Origin of the sequence: Paenisporosarcina indica (assembly GCF_001939075.1) — a bacterium.
Classification (GTDB): Bacteria; Bacillota; Bacilli; order Bacillales_A; family Planococcaceae; genus Paenisporosarcina; species Paenisporosarcina indica.
This window is the reverse complement of record NZ_MPTA01000007.1, coordinates 110,504-133,750: the sequence shown is the minus strand read 5'-3', so window position 1 is coordinate 133,750 and position 23,247 is coordinate 110,504. Positions and strand designations below refer to the sequence as shown.

Sequence of the window (23,247 nt, the reverse complement as noted above, 5' to 3'; positions counted from 1 at the left end):
AAAAACCACCACACATCACGTGCTGGTGGTTTTCCATTGAAAAGGAGTACAACCCGTGTATTATTTTGATCATAGTGCCACAACAAAGCCTCATAAAGAAGTATTGGATACGTTTGTTAAAGTGAACGAATCGTTTTTTGCAAACCCTGCATCTTTACATGAAATGGGTGTAGACGCACATACGCTTTTATCGCGCGCCAGAAAACAAGTGGCCGATATGCTTGGAACTGAAGATAATAAAGTGATTTTCACGTCGGGAGGAACTGAATCAAATCATTTCGCGATTCATGGTCTTGCCAAAAAAGTACAATCCCGAGGAAAACACATCATCACTTCTTCCATTGAACATCCATCTGTCATTGAATCGATGAAACAACTAGAGCTACAAGGATTTGAAGTAGAGTATTTGCCGGTTGATAAAAAAGGGATCATATCAATAGAAGAACTACAGGCAAGATTGCGTAAAGATACGATTCTGGTCAGTATTATGCATATAAACAATGAATTAGGTAGCATACAGCCAATTGAGGAAATTTCGCGATTGGTTCACCAAAACAGCCGTGCAATTGTGCATGTGGATGCTGTTCAAAGCTTTGGTAAATATCCGGTGTCATTTCCCTTACTTGGGGCTGATGTGCTGACATTAACCGGGCATAAGTTTAATGGCTTAAAAGGTACAGGAATTGTTGCGTGGAAAGACCATGTATCTTTTGAACCAACGATAGTTGGTGGTGGGCAAGAATTCGGATTACGAAGTGGAACTGTACCTGTTGCCCAAGCTGTGGCTTTTGCGAAAGCAATGAGACTGGCATTCGAAAATCAACCGATTATGCTAAATAAATATGAACAATGGAACACACGTCTACGTCAGATGATGAGTCAGCTAAGAGATGTTCAAGTCTTATCTGATTTTGGAGCAGCATCACATATTCTGACAATCAGTGTACGGAATTTAAAAGGTGAAGTACTCGTAAATGCGTTACAATCTAAAGATATTATTGTGTCAACTTCGAGTGCATGTTCTTCTAAACAAACAAAAATCAGTCATGTCATACAAGCCATCGGAGTTTCAGATGACTATAAAAAAGGCGTAATTCGTATTAGTTTAGGAACCAGTAATGACGATCAACAAATTGATTATTTCATTGAACATTTTTCAGCAATCATTATGCGAATTAAAGGAGAATAAATACCCTATGGAATGGAAAGAAATATTAATACGCTATGGAGAATTATCTACAAAAGGAAGAAATCGCCATGCATTTACTGGTCGACTCAGAGACAATATCCGGTATGCATTTGCCGATTTACCAAAGTTTCAAATTGTCACTGAAAGGGATCGTATGTTTATTCGACCAAATGATCAAGAAACAATGGATCAATTAATCAAAAGACTTCCAAGCATATTTGGCATTCAATCATTTAGTCCTGTAGCTTCGTGTAGTCAAGATCTTGAAGATATTAAACAAACGGCAATCAAAGTCATAGAATCACTTGATCGTGAAAACAAAACGTTTAAAGTAACAGTAAAACGTTCTTATAAGCCTTTTGAGATGGAAACAAATGAACTTCAACAATATGTTGGTTCAAATGTTCTTCGTGCGTTCTCGGAGCTTCAAGTACAAATGAAGAAACCAGATATTAATCTGCATGTAGAAGTACGTAGAGAAGCAGTATATATGATGGCTCAAGTAATCCCAGGTGCTGGTGGGTTACCAATAGGCTCGAATGGTAAATCCCTATTAATGTTATCTGGTGGAATCGATAGTCCTGTAGCGGGTTACCAAATGCTGAAACGCGGCGTTCGACTAGATGCTATACATTTTTACAGCCCTCCTTATACAAGTGAACGGTCAAAAGAAAAAGTAATGGATTTAGCCGAAAAACTTAGCCGTTTTGGTGCTTCTGTAAAATTGCATATCATTCCGTTTACAGCCATTCAAGAACAGATTCAAAAGCAGATACCGGAGAATGTATCCATGACGACAACACGCCGAATGATGTTGAAAATTGCGGATTTAGTTCGAGAAGAAACGGGAGCTCTTGCAATAATTACCGGGGAAAGTCTTGGTCAAGTCGCTAGTCAGACATTGGAAAGTTTAACAGCTATTAATGCTGTAACAAACACGCCAATCCTACGTCCACTCATTTCATTTGATAAACAAGATATTATCGGGATTGCTCAGGAAATTGATACCTATGAAGTGTCAATTCGTCCGTATGAAGATTGCTGTACAATCTTTACACCTGCTAGTCCAAAAACCAAACCAAAACTCGAAAAAGTGGAGTATTATGAAAGCTTTAAATCATTTGAAGAAATGATTGAAGAGGCTGTAAGTGATAGAGAAATTATGGTGTTTCCGAAAAAGAAACAACAAGATAAATTCTCAGATCTTCTATAAGGCATTAGGCAAAAAACGTCTAGCATCATATTGCTAACAAATTTCCCATGAATTACTACTTCTTGTGAATGCATGAATTGGTCAATCCGACACATTCTATCTTCACAAGGAGGTGACACAGACATGTCAAACAACAATTCAGGTAACTCTAATCAACTTTTAGTACCAGGCGTAGCACAAGCTTTGGATCAAATGAAATATGAAATTGCACAAGAATTCGGTGTAAACCTTGGTCCAGATGCAACATCGCGTGCTAACGGTTCCGTTGGCGGAGAAATTACTAAGCGATTAGTGCAAATGGCAGAAAGACAAATGGGCGGTAACCAACAATAATAATTGAATATAGATCGGTAGCATATGCTACCGGTCTTTTTATATGTAAAAATCAATAAGTGTAAATAATTGGATCACTTTATCCATTGCTGCTAAACTGAAAATAAAAGTATTTTTGAAAAATCAGAATTGTATTAGTATAATAATTATAGAATTAAAATAGGCATCTAGGGGGATACGTACTTATGCAACGTAAAGATTTATTAGCACCACCAAATTATAACTTGGTCCAAGAATTTGAAAAATATTCAGATGACCCTAAACGGTTAGCGATTGTATGGAAAAATGACAAAGAAGAGTCCAAATCAATTACATATAAAAATTTAATCGAACTTTCAAATCAAGCAGCAAATGTCTTTACTAATGCCGGTTTAAATAAAGGTGATGTAGTATTAGTTATGGTGCCACGTTTAATTGAATCGTATATTACATATATCGGAGCTTTAAAAGCAGGTTTAGTCGTCATTCCAAGTTCTGAAATGTTACGCTCAAAAGATATTGATTATCGGTTAGAACACAGTGAGGCAAAAGCAGTGATAGCGTATGAACCATATATTAGTCAATTTGAACAAGTGAAAAACTTGAATGGCATTAAACAGTTTGTGATTGGGCGAGCAAATGATGATTCATGGACGTCGTTAACTGAAGAAATTATGAAGTCTTCCAAGGACTATGTAAATGCTGATACGAAAAATACTGACATGGCATTCTTATCGTATACAAGCGGAACGACAGGAAATCCGAAAGGTGTTGTACATACACATGGTTGGGCGTATGCACATTTACGTACATCAGCTGAACATTGGCTAGGTATCCAACAAGGAGACGTAGTATGGGCAACCGCAAGTCCTGGATGGCAAAAATGGATATGGAGTCCTTTCGTAGCAACGCTAGGCAGTGGAGCTACAGGTTTCGTTTATCATGGCAAATTTGAACCGAAAACATATTTGAAATTACTTGAACAATATCAAGTAAATGTATTATGTTGTACACCAACAGAATACCGCATTATGGCAAAGGTTGAAGACTTATCTGTATATAATCTGTCAGAACTCCACAGTGCAGTGTCAGCGGGAGAACCTTTAAATCGCGAAGTGATTGAAACGTTTAGAAGAGAATTCGACGTAGAAGTGCGTGACGGTTATGGTCAAACAGAAAACACCTTATTAGTTGGGACGATGAAAGGCATGGAAGCGCGTCCGGGTTCAATGGGTAAACCTACACCTGGAAATCAAGTGGAAGTAATTAATGAGTTCGGTGAAATTTGTAAGGCTGGGGAAGTAGGCGATATTGCGGTCCATGTAGATACACCTGCGTTATTTAAATCGTATCTAAAAGATCCAGAACGTACCAGCATGCAGTTCAGAGGAAATTACTATGTTACTGGAGATAAAGCTTCTAAAGATGAGGAAGGATACTTCTGGTTTGAAGGGCGCAGTGATGACATCATCATAAGCTCTGGTTATACCATTGGACCGTTTGAAGTAGAAGATGCTTTAGTAAAACACCCAGCAGTACAAGAATGTGCAGTAGTTGGTAGTCCTGATGAAGTTCGTGGACATATTGTGAAAGCATATGTTGTATTAACTGATGCTGCAAACGCTTCACCGGAACTTGTAAAAGAACTACAAGAACATGTGAAAGCATTAACAGCACCATATAAATATCCACGTGACATAACGTTTATCGATGAGTTGCCAAAAACAGCTTCTGGTAAAATACGTCGTATTGAACTTCGGATGCAGGAAATAACTAAATAGTATGGCAATTAAATAGTCTTATAGACTTGTAAAAAGTTTTATAAGAATAGTTTTGGTCGTTTACATTCCCTCATTAGGCCTCTATAATAAACTATATTTCGAGTGTCAAAATAAATGAGGTGAAGATATGTTGGAAGAACGAAAAGGAATTATTTGGGCAGTTGGTGCCTATGTAATTTGGGGTGTATTACCGATCTACTGGAAATGGTTAGATCATGTTTCCAGTGATGAAATATTAACAAGCCGTATTGTGTGGGCGTTTGTATTTACATTGTTATTTGTCGTTTTCATGAGAAATAGTAAACTATTAATAGCGGATATTCGAACACTGTGGAAGAATCAAAAAGCATTTTGGAGTTTGTTTGCTGCATCAATCATGATTTCCGCAAATTGGTTTTTATATATATGGGCAGTAAATAACAATCATATGGTTGAAACAAGCTTGGGTTATTATATTAATCCATTGGTTTCGGTTGTGCTCGGAATTATATTCTTAAAGGAAAAATTAACGACAGCCCAAAAGCTGGCGTTTATGCTAGCAACAATTGGCGTTATTATTCTAACCATATCTTACGGCCGGTTCCCGTGGATGGCGTTCACATTAGCAATTAGCTTTGCCATATATGGATTGATGAAAAAAACAATTCCACTAGATGCACTCAGAGGATTAGCAATTGAAACTTTATTTATTCTACCGTTTGCAATGATTTATTATATCTATTTAATTTTCACAGACCGTGCTGTCATATTCGATAGTTCACTTCAAACTGTTATCCTGCTTATTTTAACTGGAGCTGCAACAGCTATCCCATTATTGCTTTTTGCAAAAGGTGCACAAAAACTCCCGTTATATTTAGTCGGCTTCTTACAATATATAGCACCAACGTGCATGTTGTTTTTAGGTGTCGTTATTTATGAGGAGACATTTAAACCGATTGATTTATTATCATTCTCGCTAATTTGGATATCTCTGATTATTTTTACTGTGTCAAAGGTATTCGGATCACGTGAAAAAAAACGAAGGCTAGTAGAACTTTAAAAAGCAGACGAGGACGAAAACTCGTCTGCTTTTTATATCTAATTCATGAGCAATAATTCCCTGTAAAACAACATATAGGTGGGTTGAATTCGAATTTATCCTGTAAAATAAAGAATGGCTAATTGCTAATGCTTTATATTCTGGATACATTAAAGAATGCTGTTGAAAGTGAAGTGAAAAAGGAAGAGTGCATTTGCAGATAGCACGGCTTTTCTACGACCAACGCAAATGTACGATAAATAACAGGTTAGATTAACATTACTTATATTTAAAGTGTATTAAAACATGGCAACATGCTAATCTTATTACGTTAAGAATTAAAAGAGGAGGAAATACATAATGAATGCAAAACGTTGGATTGCTTTGGGTGCAGCTGCCCTTTTGTTTGGCTTGTCAATTGTAGTAAATATAGCTTCATTTGTGTTCAGCAGTAACTGGACATCAAGTTTTGAAGAACTTTTATCTTTGCCAGAGAGTGGCTATACCGAGACTGTTCTTGAGGTCGGTGATATGTCTGAACGAATCGCTGTGTTAACTGTAGATGGTGTAATTCAAGATACTGGTGGAGCGAGTTCGTTTTTTGGTGATGCAGGTTATAATCACCAATTTTTCATGGATCAATTAGAAATGATCAAAGAAGACGATTCCATTGAGGCTGTTGTGCTTCAAGTGAATTCACCAGGTGGGGGAGTAGTGGAATCAGCGCAGATTTATGACAAAATCAAAGAAGTTCAAGATGAAGTTGGCGTACCTTTCTATGTATCAATGGGAAGTATGGCCGCATCTGGTGGGTACTATATTTCAGCACCAGCAGATAAAATTTTCGTGAATAAAGAAACACTGACAGGTTCAATTGGTGTCATTATGGAAAGTGTTAACTATGGAAAATTAGCAGAAAAATATGGTGTTGATTTCGTTACCATTAAAACGGGTCCGTATAAAGATATCATGAGTCCAACTCGTGAGATGACTAAAGATGAGCTCGCAATGTTGCAAGAGATGATTAATGAGTCGTATGAAACGTTTGTAGATATAATCGAAGAAGGTCGTGGCATGACTGAAGCAGAAGTGAAAGCAGTAGCTGACGGCCGAATTATGAATGGTCGACAAGCAATTGATGCAGGTCTCGCAGATGAATATGGATACTTAGAAGATGTTATTGCGGCAGTTCGCAAGGACTTTAAGTTAGAAGATGCTGAAGTTATTGAATATGGCTACACACAAGACTTTACAAGTTTGTTTTCAATGAAAACGCAATCGCTATTTGGTGGAGATGTGGAAACTCAACTAATTGGCCGTTTACTTTCAGATTATAACGCACCGCGTATGATGTACTTATACGGTGAGAAGTGAGGAGAGAACGTAGATGACCGATCAATTTGATAGAACTGAACCTGTAGAAACGGTTGAAACGGAAATCCAAACCGCTCCTAACAAGCTCAATTACACAGTACAAACAACTGATGAATTCAACCATAAACCAGCTGGATTTTGGATTCGATTATGGGCTTATTTAATTGATTTAGTTGTTATTTCATCACTAACTTCAATTGTGATTTATCCCTTATTCCGTATTTTCAACTGGGATGTGCAAGGAACGACTTGGTATGCTCCAATCGGTTTCTTAACAGGATTCATTTTTTATGTCTATTTCGTCCTCATGACGAAGTTCTTTAAACAAACGGTGGGCAAAATGATTTTTGGTTTACGTGTCATTGCATTGGAAAGCGAAGACCTCTCATGGTTGACAATTATATTTCGTGAGTGGATTGGCCGGTTTTTCTCAGCAACGATTTGGCCGTTGTATTGGATTATCGGGTTTACACCTAAAAAACAAGGTCTCCACGATTTTATAGCGGATACAATGGTTATTCATGAACAATCATTTGAAAAAAAAGTTATCACGAGTTATCAAGCTATTTCTGAATCGAGTGAGTTGCAACATCCGAACACGCTTTAGTAAAATAATAAGAATAGCGGAAGTACGAGCTGGACACTGGAAGTAAAAACTATTCTCTACAAATGTTATACTAATTCTAAGGAGGCGTTATTATGGTACAAATCACTTTTAAGAAAAATCCAGTTACCTTATTGGGCAAAGAAGTAAAAGTAGGTGACAAGGCACCAGATTTCACAGTATTAGCAAATGATCTTAGTGCGGTTACTCTTGAAGATTCAAAAGGCAAAACAAGATTATTTAGTGTCGTTCCTTCTTTAGATACAGGTGTTTGTGACGCGCAAACTCGTAAGTTCAATGAAAGTGCTGCTGAACTAGGCGAGGACGTAGTAATTATTACAGTCTCTAATGATTTACCATTTGCTCAAAAACGTTGGTGTGCAGCTGCTGGAATTGACTCAGTAAAAACAGTATCCGATCACCGAGACTTATCTTTTGGTGAGGCTTACGGGGTAGCCATTCAAGAATTACGTTTACTGGCACGTGCGATTTTCGTTGTGGATAGTCATGATAAAGTTACATATGTTGAATATGTACCAGAAGCAACAGATCACCCAAATTATGAAAAAGCAATTGCCGCTGTCAAAGAAGCAAAATCAGTAAAAAAATAAGTCTTAGAAACCCACTCGATTTTTGAGTGGGTTTCCCAGTTAAAATGAGTGTTCAAAAGCAGCGACTTTTCGAGCAATCTATTAAAGGAGTATATTAATGAACAGTTCTATGGAACAACTATTTACATTTATCGATGAGAACGCAAAGAAAATTCAAACAGAAGAAGATTTAACTTATATCGAAGGGGTATTGGAAACAACTGAAATGTGGCTTGATGGGGACATAATGCCAGACATCAAAAACGTTCAGAAAGAAGATATTCGTAAAGCCATACAACTGGCCATATTAAAAGGCATGAAAGAACATGTCCAAGCTCATCATCAAATGACACCAGATTCGTTGGGTCTCCTTGTTGGTTATTTCGTCGAACAGTTAACAAAAGACAAACAGCAAGTAACCATCTTGGATCCCGCTGTTGGAACAGGAAACTTGTTGTTTACGGTTTTAAACTTTTTACAAGATAAGGCCTCATCTTCAGCAGTTGAAATTGACGATATGCTAATCCGCTTAGCAGCATCTACGGGTGATTTACTACAACAACCTGTCACGCTTTATCGACAAGATGCTTTGCAACCATTACTAATTGATCCAGTTGATGTTGTTATAAGTGATTTGCCGGTTGGTTACTACCCTGATGATAAGACAGCTTCTGGATTCGAGTTGAAAGCGAAAGAAGGCATGTCGTTTGCTCATCATTTAATGATTGAACAATCACTTCGTCACACCGTTGATGGGGGATATTTAGTATTCCTAGTGCCGCAGGGGATCTTTGAATCACCCCAAGCAAAAGATTTACACGCTTTTTTTGCAAACCACGCATGGATTCATGCAGTAATTCAATTGCCGGTTAACTTATTTAAAAATGAAGCACACGCTAAAAGCTTACTTGTCCTTCAAAAGAAATCAAGCGAAATTAAACAACCAAAAGAAGTATTGCTTGCAAAAGTTCCAAATATGTCTAATAAAGAAGCTATGTCATTGTTCTTTGAAAAAGTTAATATTTGGAGACAAGAGAATACACAAAGTTAATTATTGCAAATTCATATGTCCAACAAAAAATGGGGCTGTCCCAAAAGTCATAGAAAATGGCTTTTAAGGGCAGCCCTCTTTTCATATAAAAATGACGCTATCGATTGCTGTTGCAGGCGGACGCTTTCCACTACAATCTATAAAGTGTTAATAAAACAACGAAGATTCGCGATAACTTCAAACCTCGCATGGATAAATATAGACAACAACATGAAATTACTTAAAGAAACTAGCAGCGTCAAGTTTACCAATCCCGAAAACGGTGATCGCCGATACGGGTTATGGAAGATTAGGGACTTATTAAACAGCCTTTTTTTGGCTAATTTAAATAATGCTGATGATTTTGAAATGAATATAAAAGCGTGCTATTGCACCTAAATGCCGCAAAAGCATGAAGAATGAGATCCAAGTATGTGATTCTCATCATTGTTGCCTCATTCGGCTAGTGCAAATGTACGATAAACATTAGGATAGATTATCAGAGCATTTTTATTTAGAATTAAAAGATATATTCGCACCTCTTTCTAAAGTGAGCTCATTTTAGAAAAAACGTTGTAATAATAGTCCTGATAATTGTGTTGGAGGAGAAAAAATTGAAAAAAATTTGTTTGCTCTTATTAAGTATTTTATTATTTACGGCTGTACTGCCTAATCAAGTCGGGGTAGCACAGTTTAAAGATGTACCTCGAGATCACTGGGCCCATGATGAAATTCGGTTTTTAACTGATAAACAAGTGATAAAAGGTTACGCTGGTGGTACGTTTCAACCCCTCAAAATATTAACGCGTAAAGATGCTGCAATCATGATTGTTCGTGCGTTGAAATGGTCTTCTCCAGTAAAACCTACTGTAAAGCCTTCAGATATGAAGCCGACAATGGGCGGCTACAATGAAATCATGGCCGCTGTCAATAATGGGTTATTTACATTGTCCGGAAATAAATTCAATCCAAATGAAGCACTAAGCCGGAAGGAAATGGCTCGAGTCATTTCAGTTGCCTACAGTTACACAGGGGAAGGGGAATCTACTTTTAAAGATGTGCCCAAAAGCAATGGTTACTATAAATATATCGACGCAATTGCTGCAAATGATATTACCTCGGGCTATAAGGATGGGACATTTAAGCCGGAAGTTAACGTAAATCGTGCACAGTTTTCAACATTTTTAGCACGGATTTATGGGGAACCACTACAATATGCGGTAAAAAAAGATGGGAAAACCATTTCAGTTCATCGAGAGGAAATGGATGCGATTAACAAAGCGGTTAAAACAGTTGGTTCAACCGTACATCCGGTCAATAATTCACTGATTACATACGCGCAGCAACCTCAGCCCATGACAAAATCAGGAATCAAAAACGGGGTAATTATCTATAATGGGGCAGAATCTGAAATATCATTCAGCGCTGATTTTTTTAAGCCTTACTTAGCGTATAAACAAAATGATCAATATACTGGCAAGATGTTTGATTCATTTTTGATTGTCGGGCGTAAATACAGCAACGATGGTGAATTTGCAGAAACAACTAAAAATAAGGCGAATTACAATGAGTTTATATGGTATGCGGATATTACCTTTGCCAAAGACGGTGTACTTCACGTATTGAATCAAGATGCAAAAGAGCTTGGCAAAAAACCAAATGTTTATATTTCGATTCCTTATCCCAAACGCAGTGAAGCAATCATCCTGCCAAACGGACAAAAGGTGAAAAATACATTAGCGGAACGCAAAAAACTCATTGATTGGTATCGACTGCAAGTCGAAAGCAAATGGAAATCAGCAGGGTACACGAACTTAAACTTTAAAGGATACTATTGGCTGAATGAGACAGTCATTTCTCTAGAAGATGAACAGCTTGTTGAACAAACCGCAGATGCCATTCACAAGATAGGCAAAACCTTTATTTACTCACCCCATTCCACTTCAACAAATTTTGAAAAATGGAAAACATACGGGTTTGATGCAGCTTATTTGCAACCGAATACGTTTCGGTTGGGACTGACAGACAGAGATGCACGTTTACACAAAGCGTTTTTACGAGCGCAAGTTTATGGCAGCGGAATTAATATTGAAATTGATTCGTATGCACCACATCAAATTGCAGCAGGTGCTGTAAACTTCAGAGCTTATTTAGAAATGGCCAACGTATACAGACTAACTGGACAAAGCTTGATTATGTATCAAGGAACGGACATCGTGAACCGGATGGCAACTTACAAAAATGAAACATACAATCAGTTATACAAAGAGCTTTATGAAATTTTGAACTAAGTAAAAGCAACATCACCTAAAGAAAACCCGCTCAATGGTGTTTGCCAATTGAACGGGTTTTTTGTTGTTGATAAAATTTATGGATGGTTCTTTGTTACTTACTCATGTTCTTCTGTTCGAACAACAAGTACGTCACACTTTGCAGCACGCACGATATGTCCTGATACGCTACCTATTAAGAAACGTTCAACCGTACTCAAACCAGTAGCACCACAAATAATTAAATCTGCTTCCGTTTTTGTAGCCAAATCTTTAGGGATTATCGATTTTGGAGAACCGTATTCAACGATCACATTTACTTTTGTTAAGCCTGCAGCTTCCGCTTCTTTCTTATAGCGACCAAGTAAATCTTCTGCAAAAGCCTGTGCACGATTTGCGATTGACCGATCATAGGCTTCGATGGCGGCAAATGAGCGTGTGTCAATAATGTTCACGAGATTCAATGTCGCATCATTTCTTAAAGCAACTCCAATTGATTTTTTAAATGCCCACTCAGCTTCTTTAGAACCGTCAACTGCAACTAGTATATGGTTGTATGAAAGTGTCATATAAATTCCTCCTTCAATTTTGTCTCTTGTTAGTATAATTCGGTATAGACACGATAAGTCCTGCCTATTTCCTATATATCTTCGACAAAATTCGTCTACTTTGTGACATATCCTTTTTTGTAACAGGTAAAAAATTTGAACTGGACATGAATATCATTATCCCAGGTGAAAATTCTGTTGTTGGGAAACAACTTAGGATGACACCGATCGAACCGAAAACTAGAGCACTTTTAATTCTTCCTTAAATTGACCAAGTGTTAAGCAAACTAAAGCAACCAGTTTACACAAATGTGATTTCTTTTCTGAATTCAAGCCTTTTTGTTTTTCTCATCATTCAAATGTCAAAGTAATCTATTGAATATTTTTGTTGAATATTTTTAAAGCCATTTTCAATTTTTTCTGATAGAATGGATTTGCTTTGAACAATTCTACAAATGTCCGTTCATCTGATTAAATTACATACTATATTCCACTTAGGAGGGTTTTTCAATGAAAATTGGAGTGCCAAGAGAAATTAAAAACAATGAAAACAGAGTTGCTATGACTCCAGCTGGCGTCGTGAGTTTATCACTATTTGGTCATGAAGTATTTATCGAAACTGGGGCAGGTCTTGGTTCTGGTTTCACAGATGAAGATTATGCAACAGCAGGTGCAGTAATAGTTGAGACAGCTACTGAAGCATGGGCTCAAGATATGGTGATGAAAGTCAAAGAACCAATTTCTTCAGAATATGGATATTTCCGTGAAGGATTGATCTTGTTTACTTATTTACATTTAGCTCCAGAACCAGAGTTAACAAAAGCACTTGTGGAGAATAAAGTGGTTGGACTTGCATACGAAACAGTTCAACTTCCAAACAATTCACTCCCATTACTAACACCGATGAGTGAAGTAGCTGGTCGTATGTCTACTCAAATTGGTGCACAATTCCTAGAAAAAATCCATGGTGGTATGGGGATTTTACTTGGAGGCGTACCTGGAGTATCACGTGGTAAAGTTACCATTGTTGGTGGTGGTATCGCTGGAACAAACGCTGCACGTGTAGCAATAGGTATGGGAGCTGATGTGACAGTCATCGATTTAAGTGCTGATCGTCTGCGTCAATTAGAGGATTTATTTGGACGCGATGTACAAACTTTAATTTCAAATCCATTCAACATTGCTGAGTCAGTTAAAGATTCCGATTTAGTTATTGGAGCAGTGCTTATTCCTGGAGCGAAGGCACCAAAACTAATCACTGAAGATATGATCAAATCAATGAAACCGGGTTCAGTTGTCGTAGATATCGCCATCGATCAAGGCGGAATTTTCGAGAGCTCAGATACGATTACAACACATGATAATCCAACATACGTTAAACACGGTGTGGTTCATTACGCTGTAGCAAACATGCCTGGCGCAGTACCACGTACATCGACAATGGCATTAACAAATGCAACAGTTCCATATGCGGTGCAAATTGCTAATAAAGGCTACGTACAAGCTTGTCTAGATAATATGGCCCTTCAAAAAGGTCTCAACACATTACAAGGTCACGTCACTTTTAAAGCAGTTGCTGAAGCGCAAGGACTTGAATACGTACCAGCTGAACAACTATTATCTTAATTATTTTCGACTCCTTTTTGCCATTTTGGTGAGAAGGGGTTTTTTGTTTGCAATTTAAAGTGCATCAATGGAATAGGCTGGGTGAAACGGATTAAAATACGGTAAATGCCGATTAAACAACAATTTATTAGGATTAACGCAAAAAAAGGATATCCTCCGTAGAGAATACCCCTTTTCAAATTAAACTGTAGGAACGATAATCAATTCTTTCGGGTATTTAGTCAACACTTCAACACCATCTTTTGTTACTACCACGTCGTCCTCAATGCGTACGCCCGTAATACTTGGATCATAAATTCCTGGTTCAATCGTAAAGACCATACCTTCACTTAATTCCATTTCATTGGTCCCTGTTACAGAAGGGAATTCATGAACTGAAATCCCAAGACCGTGACCTAATCGATGCGTAAAGAATTCACCGTATCCCGCCTCTGTAATCACGTCACGTGCAATTTTGTCTAAATCCATGGCGCGAACACCAGGTTTTACAGCATCAACAGCAGCTTGTTCTGCTTTACGAACCGTTTCGTATACTTCTTTTTGTACATCAGATGGCTCTCCAAATGATACAGTGCGAGTTATATCAGAACAGTATCCTTCGTATATAACACCTAAATCGAATAACACAAAATCACCTTTTTGTATTTTACGATCGCCTGGTTTACCATGTGGGGATGCCGTCTTCGGACCACTTAGTACCATTGTGTCAAACGACATATGCGAGATTCCTTTTTTCTTCATAGCAAGTTCAATTGCAGTCAATATTTCTAGTTCGGTTTTGCCTTCTGCAATCTCACTCACGCCAACTTCAATCGCATAATCTGCATATGATGCCGCTTTACGAAGGATGTCCAGTTCACGTCCATCTTTTACAACCCGCATCGCATTTAACTGGTCATCAAGACGTGTAAATGATGATTGAGGGAACAGTTCTTGAAGAGCTTCCAATCGTTCAACCGTCATATGTGATTTTTCAATCGCTAGTTGACCAATTTGAATTCCTTTTTCTTCAATGGCTTGTTTTAATAAATGCCATGGGTTATCTGTATCTTGATGACCTACAATATCAGATGACCATCCAGTCGATTTTACATCCGGGACTTCCATTTTAGGGCAGATTAAAAGGGGTGTTGCATCCTGAAAGATGACGACGCCGAGTAAACGCTCATGGGGATTGCTTCGGAATCCTGAAACATAAAACACATTGTCTGGAGTTGTAATAAACGCTGCATCCAAATTGTGTTCTTTTAAATACGTAGAGATTTGATTGATTTTACTCATAAAAACACTCCTTTTCTAACTTTCACTTATATAGCATATCAAAAAACAGGAGAATCGACATTGTTATCGAATAAGAAAATGTAAGGAGGGGATAAATATGTATGTTTCATTTCATGGTCATTCAGTTGTTAAAATTAAAACCAATAACTATACCATCTTGATTGACCCATTTATTAATGGAAATAAATTAACTGATTTAGTAGTAGAGAACGAAAAACCGGATGTGATCTTGTTAACTCATGGACATAATGATCATGTTGGCGACACGGTCGAGATTGCGAAGGCTTGTGATGCACTCGTCATCGCACCGTTCGAACTGGCCAACTTAATTGGGGGACAAGGCGTTAGAACACATCCAATGCATATTGGTGGTGCAAGACAATTTGAATTTGGTAGAGTCAAATTCACGCAAGCGTTTCATGGTTCTTCTTTTGAGACCAAAGACAATGAAATAATTTACACAGGGATGCCAGCAGGAATTTTATTTACAGCAGAAGGAAAAACCATTTATCATGCCGGGGATACTGCCCTGTTTGGTGACATGAAGTTAATCGGGGAACGTCATCCAATCGATCTGGCTTTCCTACCTATTGGTGATAATTTTACAATGGGCATTGAAGACGCCGCTTATGCAGTCGAACTTTTGAAACCGCAAGCGGTCGTCCCGGTTCATTTCAATACTTTCCCGCCGATCGAAAAAGATCCACTAGATTTCAAGGATTTAGTTACTGGGACAACAGTTCATGTATTAAAAGCGGGCGAAGGGCTTGAAATCTAAACTAACAATAAAACACACGGAATGTCCATGACTTTCCGTGTGTTTTATTGTTAGTAGAAGAAAAGTTTATGATACACTTAGAATAGAACGATTGTTTGGGAAATAGGTGATCATTTGGCTACAAAACACGAGCAAATTTTACTATATATTGAGTCTTTACCGGTTGGTGATAAGATATCTGTACGAAGAATTGCAAAGGAATTGCAAGTCAGCGAAGGGACAGCGTATCGGGCAATAAAAGAAGCTGAGTCACAGCGATATGTAAGCACCATTGAGCGTGTTGGAACCATACGTATCGAAAAGAAAAAAAGGAAAATATCGAAAGGTTAACTTTTGCAGAAGTTGTAAATATTGTGGATGGTCAAGTTCTTGGTGGAAAAAGTGGACTTCATAAAACATTAACCAAATTCGTGATTGGCGCTATGCAATTGGATGATATGATGCGCTATACGGATGCAGGTAGTTTATTGATCGTTGGAAATCGATCGAAAGCCCATCTTACGGCGTTAAAAGCGGGAGCTGCAGTTTTGATAACCGGTGGATTCGAAACTTCTGAGTCTCTAAAAAAAGTGGCTGATGAATTAGAACTACCGATTATTTCTACAAGCTATGACACATTCACGGTTGCAACGATGATTAACCGAGCGATTTATGATCAACTAATCAAGAAAGAAATCCTATTTATTGAGGACATTTATGTACCTTTTCAAGATACTGATTTTTTACTTACTCATGAGAGCGTAAAAGCGTATCATGAAAAAAATGCCCAGACGACGCATGGGGCTTTTCCGGTAATTGATGCTAACCAAAAAATTGCAGGAATTGTTACGGCAAGAGATGTCATTGGCAAAGAACATAGTGACTCAATTGAAAAGGTCATGACTAAGAATCCAATCACTGTCACAATGAAAACAAGTGTAGCAACTGCAGGTCACCGTATGATCTGGGAAGGCATTGATTTGATGCCAGTTGTCAATGATCATGGAATTCTTAAAGGAATCATCAGTCGTCAAGATGTCTTAAAAGCATTACAATTAGCTCAAAGGCAGCCTCAACATGGGGAAACAATTGATGATATTGTCAAAAACCAGATGAAAGTATTGCATGAAGATGAACTAGCGGTGGAATTCACAGTAACGCCTCAAATGACGAATCAATTTGGTGCCATCTCATATGGAGCGTTTACCACGCTTTTAACTGAAGCGGGAAATTACGCAATGAAAAGCCGAAAACGTGGAGATAGTGTAGCTGAAAATATGACCATTTACTTTATTAAACCTGTTCAAATGGACAGTGTGTTGACAGTGCGACCCCGTATTTTAGACATGAGCCGGAAGTTCGTCAAAATGGAGTTTGATGTGTTTCATGGGACAACATTAGTTGGCAAAGCCTTGATTATGTTCCAGTTGTTAGAACGCTAAAGAAAAATCCGGGTAATTTTTACTGATGATTTTCACTCAATGTTGCATCGCTGTTTCGTTAGAAAGTGGGGCAGTTTTGAAGAATATGTAAAATAGGATTTAACATTGCAAAAAATAAAAAAATGATGCCCGGAAGCATCACTTTTGGTTTAAATGGAATTCTTCTTCAACAAATTGACCATAATGTTTGGCTACACGGAAGTAAGTGATCATTGTGATTAATCCAAGAACAATAAACAATCCTGAAACAACATATGTCAATGTTGATTGGAATAGCGATATTTGGTTTAGACCGAAGAAAAACAATAAACAACCAAGTGCTACTAAAGCACGGTTCGCATACCATTTCTTAGCGATTGGCAAATCATTTCGAAATTGTTTGGTTTTAAAATAAAAATAAAACACGAACGATACTACTATTAATAAAACTAATACTGCATTTATCATCGTAAACCTCCTGTTAAAAAGTGACACTGTCATTATTGTATCGACATTTTTACAGAATTGCGAATAGTAATCATTAAAGGTAGGAGGAAATATCATGAAACGACAAATCATTGACATAATATCCGCGTACGAAACAATTATAATTCATCGACATGTACGACCAGATCCAGATGCCTACGGGTCTGCCATCGGTTTAAAAGAAATACTCCAAGAAAACTATCCCGATAAACAAATTTTCGCAATCGGTGAACATGATGAGACATTAACCTTTTTAGCTCAACCGGATACAGTTCGAGATGAACAATTTAAAGGTGCACTTGTCATCGTGACAGATACAGCAAATACAGATCGTATAGACGATCAACGTTATAAGTCAGGCGCTTTTTTAATTAAGATTGATCATCACCCGAATGATGATGCATATGGAGATTTAACATGGGTAAATACAGAGGCAAGTTCTACAAGTGAAATGATTTATGAATTGTTCGAAGAAGGCAAATTGAGTGCCAACTGGCAAATGTCTGACGCGGCTGCACGTCTTTTATTTGCGGGCATAGTAGGAGATACTGGGCGGTTCATGTTCCAAAGTACAAGTCAAAAAACATTTGATACGGCTGGAGATCTAATTAAATATGATTTCAATCGTACAGAATTATTTAATGGCATGTATGAAGTCGAACGCAATTTATTGAATTTACAAGGCCATATCTATCAACAGTTCGTCATAGATGAAAATGGTGCTGCATATGTGAAATTACCATTAGCAGTATTGAGGGAATATGGTGTAACTGCAAGCGAAACTTCTCTATTAGTTGGTTCTCTTGGAAATGTAAAGGGAATACAAGCATGGATTTTCTTCATTGAAGAAGAGGACCAAATTCGGGTAAGATTACGCTCAAAAGGACCGATCATAAATGAATTAGCCAAAGAATATGGCGGAGGAGGACACCCGCTCGCTTCAGGAGCTTCCGTTTACACATGGGATGCAGCAGACGAAGTTATCTCAAAACTTATAAAAATATGTCAGTAAGTTGAAAGGGGGAAGGGTCGATGAATTCTGTCTATCCACAAGTAGGTACATCAGCTGATTTACTCAATAGTACGATTCGATTGGAAGCATTGATTCCTTTCCTTCAACAACAACAAGCTACAGCTGTGGCAATCACTAACCAACGCTTATATGGCGTCTTACCTTTTTATCAATCGGTAAAAAAAGCAGGTCTTCACCCGGTGATTGGATTATCATGCAAAGTTGAATTGACTGAAGGTGTAATCGTCAGTGTTCAATTGTATGCTCAATCTAATCAAGGATATCAAAATCTATTAAAGATTAGTAGTGCATTAGAAGTGAAATCACTTTCTTCGTTGCCCATTAAATGGTTACATGCATATAAAAAAGATTGTCTTGCAGTGGTTACCTTAACAAAGTTAACAACGAGCGAAGAAGCAGCAAATGTGCTGGATATGTTGCAACAGTGCTTAGGAGCAAATCTTTATGCTGGGGTGGAACGACCTGGTGGAGTTGTAGCAGATCTAGAAAATGAATTCATCCTCCTGTGTGAACATAAAAGAATTCAAATTATAGCGACTCATCAAGCAAACTATCTGAGTGCATCAGATGCGTTTGCCTTTGAAGTGGCTCAAGCGATTTCCAATGGAGTAAAACTACAAGACAAACATCGGCAAAAACCTGTGCATGAGCACTTCTATTTGCCTACTCGCCAACAATGGATTGAATGGTTCGCTGACCGTCCCGAATGGCTTGATGAAGCTGAAAAGCTGTTGCTAAGCTGTCACGTTGAATTAACTACCAATCAACTTCATATGCCAAAATTCCCATTACCAGAAAATGTTCAAACAGAAGATGTGTTAAGAGAAAAATGTCTAGCAGGACTTGAAATCCGATTAGCATATGTGGATGATGCCTATTTGAAACGGCTGGAAATGGAGCTACAAGTTATTATTAAAATGGGCTATGCAGACTATTTTCTGATTGTGGCAGATTTTATGGAATATGCAAAAAAACGCTTAATATTGACTGGTCCCGGGCGTGGTTCTTCTGCAAGCTCGCTGGTTGCTTATTCCTTATTCATTACACATGTCGATCCATTGCAATTCGGCTTATTGTTTGAGCGTTTCTTAAATCCCAATCGAGTATCAATGCCCGATATCGATATTGATTTCGCAGATCATCGTAGACAAGAAGTGATTCAATACGTAGCTCAAAAATATGGACAAGCGCATGTTGCGCAGATTGTCACGTATGGGACGTTGTCTTCAAAAGCTGCAGCTAGAGATGTGGCGCGTGTATTTGGATTTGATAGTTCAGTTCTTGAAATGATTTCAAAACAATTGCCGAATAAGCCTGGAATGTCGTTTGAAGAAGCGGTGAAAAGTTCAGTCAACTTGAAAAAATGGATTGAATTGGACGAACTTCATCAGAAGTGGTTCGATGTCGTGAAACAACTAGAAGGGTTGCCTCGAAACTCGTCTACACATGCAGCTGGAATTGTTTTATCACCGGTGCCGTTAGTCGAACTTTTACCTATAGAAGAAGGTCAAGAAGGCATTTATCTAACCCAGTGGCCAATGAAGGAAGTAGAACAAAGTGGTCTTTTGAAGATGGATTTTTTGGGGTTGCGTAATTTAACAATCCTTGAAAGAATTCGCACAATGATCTGGCATGACCAAAAAAAATGGTTGGATTTTGAGAAGATCCCTCTTCACCATGAAGACACGTTTATACTCCTACAGCAAGGAGAGACAACCGGTGTATTCCAATTAGAATCTGACGGAATGCGACAGGCTTTACGCGATATCAAACCAACCCACTTTCTAGATATTGTGGCAGTGAACGCTTTGTACCGACCAGGTCCAATGGATAATATACCAACGTATAAACGTAGAAAACATCAAGAAGAACAAACGGTTTACTTGCATCCGATACTTGAACCGATTTTAAAAGAAACATATGGCGTAATTGTCTACCAAGAACAAATTATGCAAATCGCTTCTACAATGGCTGGTTTTACTTTCGGCGAATCGGACATTTTGAGACGTGCAGTGAGTAAGAAAAATCGTCAAGTGCTGGATGAACAACGACAACACTTTGTAGTCAGTGCACAGCACAATCATTTTTCAAAACAAGAAGCAAATGATGTATATGATTTAATCGTTCGGTTTGCAGACTATGGATTCCCAAAAAGTCATGCCGTGGCATACAGCTTGATTTCGTATCAAATGGCCTATTTAAAAGTTCAATATCCAGCCTATTTCTATGCTTCTCTATTAACTGGTGCAATTGGTAATCAAGAAAAAATAATGCGTTTAATTCAAGAGTTAAAGCAACGCAACATCACTCTTTTACCCCCATCTATACATAAGAGTGGTTTAACTTTTCACGTCGAGAATGGGGCCATTCGTTTTGGATTATCCGCTGTAAAAGGCGTGTCCAATGTGTTTTTAAAGAAGTTAATGGAAAACCGCAAGCAAGTACAACCGATTTGGCAAGATCTCTTTGAACTAGCAGCTAGTTTATCTGCGGAACAATTTTCACGTAAACAAATTGAACCATTAATCAAAGCTGGTGCATTGGATCAGTTTGATCAGGATCGTGCAACCTTGCTTGCTACACTGGATGCAGCAGTTAACTATGCAGAACTGGTAAGACCAAACGTAGAACAAGATTTATTTGATGGAGATGTCCATTCGTTCGGTAAACCGAAGTATGTGAAAAATAGCGACATGCCTGAAATGATAAAATTACAATTCGAATTAGAATCGCTTGGGATGTATATATCAAGTCATCCTGTTGAGCGTTTTAAAAAAGAGCTTCAGCTCCATTCGAAACCGATTCAAGAAATCCAATATAGTAAAAGTGGAGATTCTGTCATGATTGTCGGGATGATTGAAGAAATACATCGAATTCGCACAAAAAAAGGTGAATCGATGGCCTTTGTTACAATCCATGATGAGACGTCAGATGTTTCATGTACCTTTTTCCCGAAAGATTATGCCCATCACAATCTACATTTAAAAGAAAAAAATGTGATTAAAGTAGAGGGTACAGTTGAATGGAGACAAGGGAAAGTACAAATCATTGTCAAAGATAGTAAAGCATTGTCGAAGTAACGATCCAAGATGTCTGATTTTGGGTCGTTTTTTATTTTCCATTGCAACGGAACCAAATTTTTTGTATGATAGTTTTATTGAGTGGTCAGACCACTTTGAAATATATGGAAGTACGAGGGATTGACATGACCAATCAAACGACAAAAATGTACTTACAAATCGTTCGTGAACTTCGACTTCTGATTCAAGCAGAAAACATAAAACCAGGGGAGAAACTACCATCAGAACGGGAATTGGCAGAACGACTACAAGTCGGGAGATCAACCGTTCGAGAAGGATTGCGTAGTTTAGAGCTTCTAGGATTAATCGAGACAAAACGTGGCGAAGGAACGTTTCTAACAGATTATAGAAAACATAAATTAGTGGATGTGCTAGCTACTTTTATTTTACAAGACTCAAAAGCATTAGAAGATGTACAGGTAACACGTGAACTACATGAAAAAGAAGCAATCCGTATTGTTGTAGGATCATCTAAACTTAATCAACTACCTGTATGGACTAGTTTACTTAATCAATTAACAGAAGAAGGCTCAATCATAAGAGAAGATTTGATTCGTGAAATCCTTATTTCGAGCAATAATCGTTTGTCCCTAAAAATGTGGTTTTTATTAAAGCAGTTTGGTGAACATCCATTTCAAGGATATTCCACATTAGAAGAAAAGGGATACATTCAGAAACTAATTGAAGCCATTATCGATGGGGAAATTGAACAAGCGCTAGGCACTTTTGCTGCTTGGACAGATTGGTTATCAAAAGGGAGAGAGATTATATGATTATCCGTGATATATTTTCGAAAAACAGAAAAAAGAAATATGCAACCATTCCAAGCAAGGCTTCAAAAACAGATGTACCCGAGGGAATCATGACGAAATGTCCGGAGTGTAAACATATTGGCTTAACGAAAGATTTGGTCAACAATAAAAAAGTTTGTATAGCATGTAACCATCATTATAAAATGACCGCATATGAACGTGTAGCAATTTTCTTGGACGAAGGATCATTTCAATCAATGGACGATCATTTGCAAACTGTCAATCCGTTAAATTTCCCTGGCTATACGGAAAAGATTAAAGCGGATTCAGCTAAAACAGGATTGAATGAAGCGGTATTAACTGGTACTGGTTCGTTAGATGGACAAAAAATTGTAGTAGCAATCATGGATGCACATTTCCGAATGGGTTCAATGGGGTCTGTTGTCGGTGAAAAAATTACAAGAGCTGTTGAGGAGGCGACGAAACAGGGAGTTCCTTTTATCATATTCACAGCAAGTGGTGGTGCACGTATGCAAGAAGGAGTCCTATCATTGATGCAAATGGCTAAAACCAGTGTTGCATTAAAACGTCACAGCGATAAAGGTCACCTGTTTATTTCCATATTGACACACCCTACTACAGGCGGTGTTTCTGCTAGTTTTGCTTCAATAGGAGATATTAATTTGGCTGAACCAAAAGCATTGATTGGCTTTGCTGGTCGACGAGTCATTGAACAAACGGTTCGCGAAAAACTTCCTGAGGATTTCCAAACTGCCGAATTTTTGTTAGCTCATGGTCAACTAGATGCGGTTGTGCATCGTTTATCTATGAAAGAAACGGTTTCCACACTAGTGAAACTTCATACGAAAGGAGTCAACTAAC

At 37.9% G+C, this 23,247-nt stretch carries 19 protein-coding genes and 1 pseudogene; 17 read left to right on the top strand and 3 right to left on the bottom strand.

All coding sequences use genetic code 11. The annotated features are described in order from the left end of the window. Positions 1 to 55: 55 nt before the first annotated feature. The 10 genes from GY23_RS15285 to GY23_RS15240 all read left to right on the top strand — a co-directional run bounded on the left by GY23_RS15285 (position 56) and on the right by GY23_RS15240 (position 11,402). A complete protein-coding gene (locus tag GY23_RS15285; RefSeq protein WP_075620073.1) occupies positions 56 to 1,189 on the top strand; it encodes a cysteine desulfurase family protein in 1,134 nt (377 codons plus the stop codon). A gap of 7 nt (positions 1,190 to 1,196) precedes the next feature. After that, positions 1,197 to 2,402, top strand: coding sequence for a tRNA uracil 4-sulfurtransferase ThiI (thiI, locus tag GY23_RS15280; RefSeq protein ID WP_075620072.1), 1,206 nt, complete (start codon positions 1,197 to 1,199; stop codon positions 2,400 to 2,402). 123 nt (positions 2,403 to 2,525) lie between these two features. Next, positions 2,526 to 2,735 carry an alpha/beta-type small acid-soluble spore protein gene (locus GY23_RS15275; RefSeq protein ID WP_075620071.1) on the top strand — a complete coding sequence of 70 codons (210 nt, stop codon included), beginning with the start codon at positions 2,526 to 2,528 and terminating at the stop codon, positions 2,733 to 2,735. Positions 2,736 to 2,920: 185 nt separating this feature from the next. Next, entirely contained in the window at positions 2,921 to 4,495 is a 1,575-nt protein-coding gene (gene mbcS, locus GY23_RS15270; RefSeq protein WP_075620070.1) for an acyl-CoA synthetase MbcS, read from the top strand. Between the two features lie 127 nt (positions 4,496 to 4,622). Continuing rightward, entirely contained in the window at positions 4,623 to 5,534 is a 912-nt protein-coding gene (gene rarD, locus GY23_RS15265) for an EamA family transporter RarD (RefSeq protein WP_075620069.1), read from the top strand. Between the two features lie 339 nt (positions 5,535 to 5,873). Then, positions 5,874 to 6,887 (top strand): signal peptide peptidase SppA, encoded by a 1,014-nt coding sequence (sppA, locus tag GY23_RS15260; protein WP_075620068.1) that lies wholly within the window; start codon positions 5,874 to 5,876, stop codon positions 6,885 to 6,887. Between the two features lie 13 nt (positions 6,888 to 6,900). Continuing rightward, positions 6,901 to 7,494 carry an RDD family protein gene (locus GY23_RS15255; protein WP_075620067.1) on the top strand — a complete coding sequence of 198 codons (594 nt, stop codon included), beginning with the start codon at positions 6,901 to 6,903 and terminating at the stop codon, positions 7,492 to 7,494. 92 nt (positions 7,495 to 7,586) lie between these two features. Further along, on the top strand, positions 7,587 to 8,102 hold the full coding sequence (tpx, locus tag GY23_RS15250) for a thiol peroxidase (RefSeq protein ID WP_075620066.1): 516 nt from the start codon (positions 7,587 to 7,589) through the stop codon (positions 8,100 to 8,102). Positions 8,103 to 8,199: 97 nt separating this feature from the next. Then, positions 8,200 to 9,132 carry a class I SAM-dependent methyltransferase gene (locus tag GY23_RS15245; protein WP_075620065.1) on the top strand — a complete coding sequence of 311 codons (933 nt, stop codon included), beginning with the start codon at positions 8,200 to 8,202 and terminating at the stop codon, positions 9,130 to 9,132. Between the two features lie 593 nt (positions 9,133 to 9,725). Next, entirely contained in the window at positions 9,726 to 11,402 is a 1,677-nt protein-coding gene (locus GY23_RS15240) for a DUF4855 domain-containing protein (RefSeq protein ID WP_075620064.1), read from the top strand. A 98-nt stretch (positions 11,403 to 11,500) separates the two neighbouring features. On the opposite strand, the gene GY23_RS15235 is transcribed toward GY23_RS15240, so the two are convergent. Next, positions 11,501 to 11,950, bottom strand: a complete 450-nt coding sequence (locus tag GY23_RS15235) for a universal stress protein (protein ID WP_075620063.1) — start codon at positions 11,948 to 11,950, stop codon at positions 11,501 to 11,503. 489 nt (positions 11,951 to 12,439) lie between these two features. Here GY23_RS15235 and ald point away from each other — a divergent pair, with 489 nt between their 5' ends. Beyond that, a complete protein-coding gene (ald, locus tag GY23_RS15230; protein ID WP_075620062.1) occupies positions 12,440 to 13,555 on the top strand; it encodes an alanine dehydrogenase in 1,116 nt (371 codons plus the stop codon). A 180-nt stretch (positions 13,556 to 13,735) separates the two neighbouring features. On the opposite strand, the gene GY23_RS15225 is transcribed toward ald, so the two are convergent. Further along, positions 13,736 to 14,836 (bottom strand): M24 family metallopeptidase, encoded by a 1,101-nt coding sequence (locus tag GY23_RS15225; RefSeq protein ID WP_075620061.1) that lies wholly within the window; start codon positions 14,834 to 14,836, stop codon positions 13,736 to 13,738. 97 nt (positions 14,837 to 14,933) lie between these two features. On the opposite strand from GY23_RS15225, the gene GY23_RS15220 reads away from it, so the two are divergent. Further along, on the top strand, positions 14,934 to 15,614 hold the full coding sequence (locus tag GY23_RS15220) for a metal-dependent hydrolase (protein WP_075620060.1): 681 nt from the start codon (positions 14,934 to 14,936) through the stop codon (positions 15,612 to 15,614). Between the two features lie 114 nt (positions 15,615 to 15,728). Continuing rightward, positions 15,729 to 17,035 (top strand): annotated as a pseudogene (locus tag GY23_RS15215) (DRTGG domain-containing protein). Positions 17,036 to 17,173: 138 nt separating this feature from the next. Here GY23_RS15215 and GY23_RS15210 read toward each other — a convergent pair. After that, a complete protein-coding gene (locus tag GY23_RS15210) occupies positions 17,174 to 17,482 on the bottom strand; it encodes a YtpI family protein (protein WP_075620059.1) in 309 nt (102 codons plus the stop codon). A gap of 94 nt (positions 17,483 to 17,576) precedes the next feature. Between GY23_RS15210 and GY23_RS15205 the strand changes: the two genes are divergently transcribed. The 4 genes from GY23_RS15205 (at position 17,577) to accD (ending at position 23,246) form a co-directional block, all read left to right on the top strand. Next, positions 17,577 to 18,512 (top strand): DHH family phosphoesterase, encoded by a 936-nt coding sequence (locus GY23_RS15205; protein ID WP_075620058.1) that lies wholly within the window; start codon positions 17,577 to 17,579, stop codon positions 18,510 to 18,512. 20 nt (positions 18,513 to 18,532) lie between these two features. Continuing rightward, a complete protein-coding gene (dnaE, locus tag GY23_RS15200; RefSeq protein ID WP_075620057.1) occupies positions 18,533 to 21,613 on the top strand; it encodes a DNA polymerase III subunit alpha in 3,081 nt (1,026 codons plus the stop codon). Between the two features lie 65 nt (positions 21,614 to 21,678). Further along, complete coding sequence (locus tag GY23_RS15195; protein ID WP_425435001.1) at positions 21,679 to 22,386, top strand: FadR/GntR family transcriptional regulator; 708 nt, start codon at positions 21,679 to 21,681, stop codon at positions 22,384 to 22,386. Further along, positions 22,383 to 23,246 (top strand): acetyl-CoA carboxylase, carboxyltransferase subunit beta, encoded by an 864-nt coding sequence (gene accD / locus GY23_RS15190; RefSeq protein ID WP_075620055.1) that lies wholly within the window; start codon positions 22,383 to 22,385, stop codon positions 23,244 to 23,246. The genes GY23_RS15195 and accD overlap by 4 nt, the downstream gene beginning before the upstream one ends. Position 23,247: the final 1 nt, after the last annotated feature.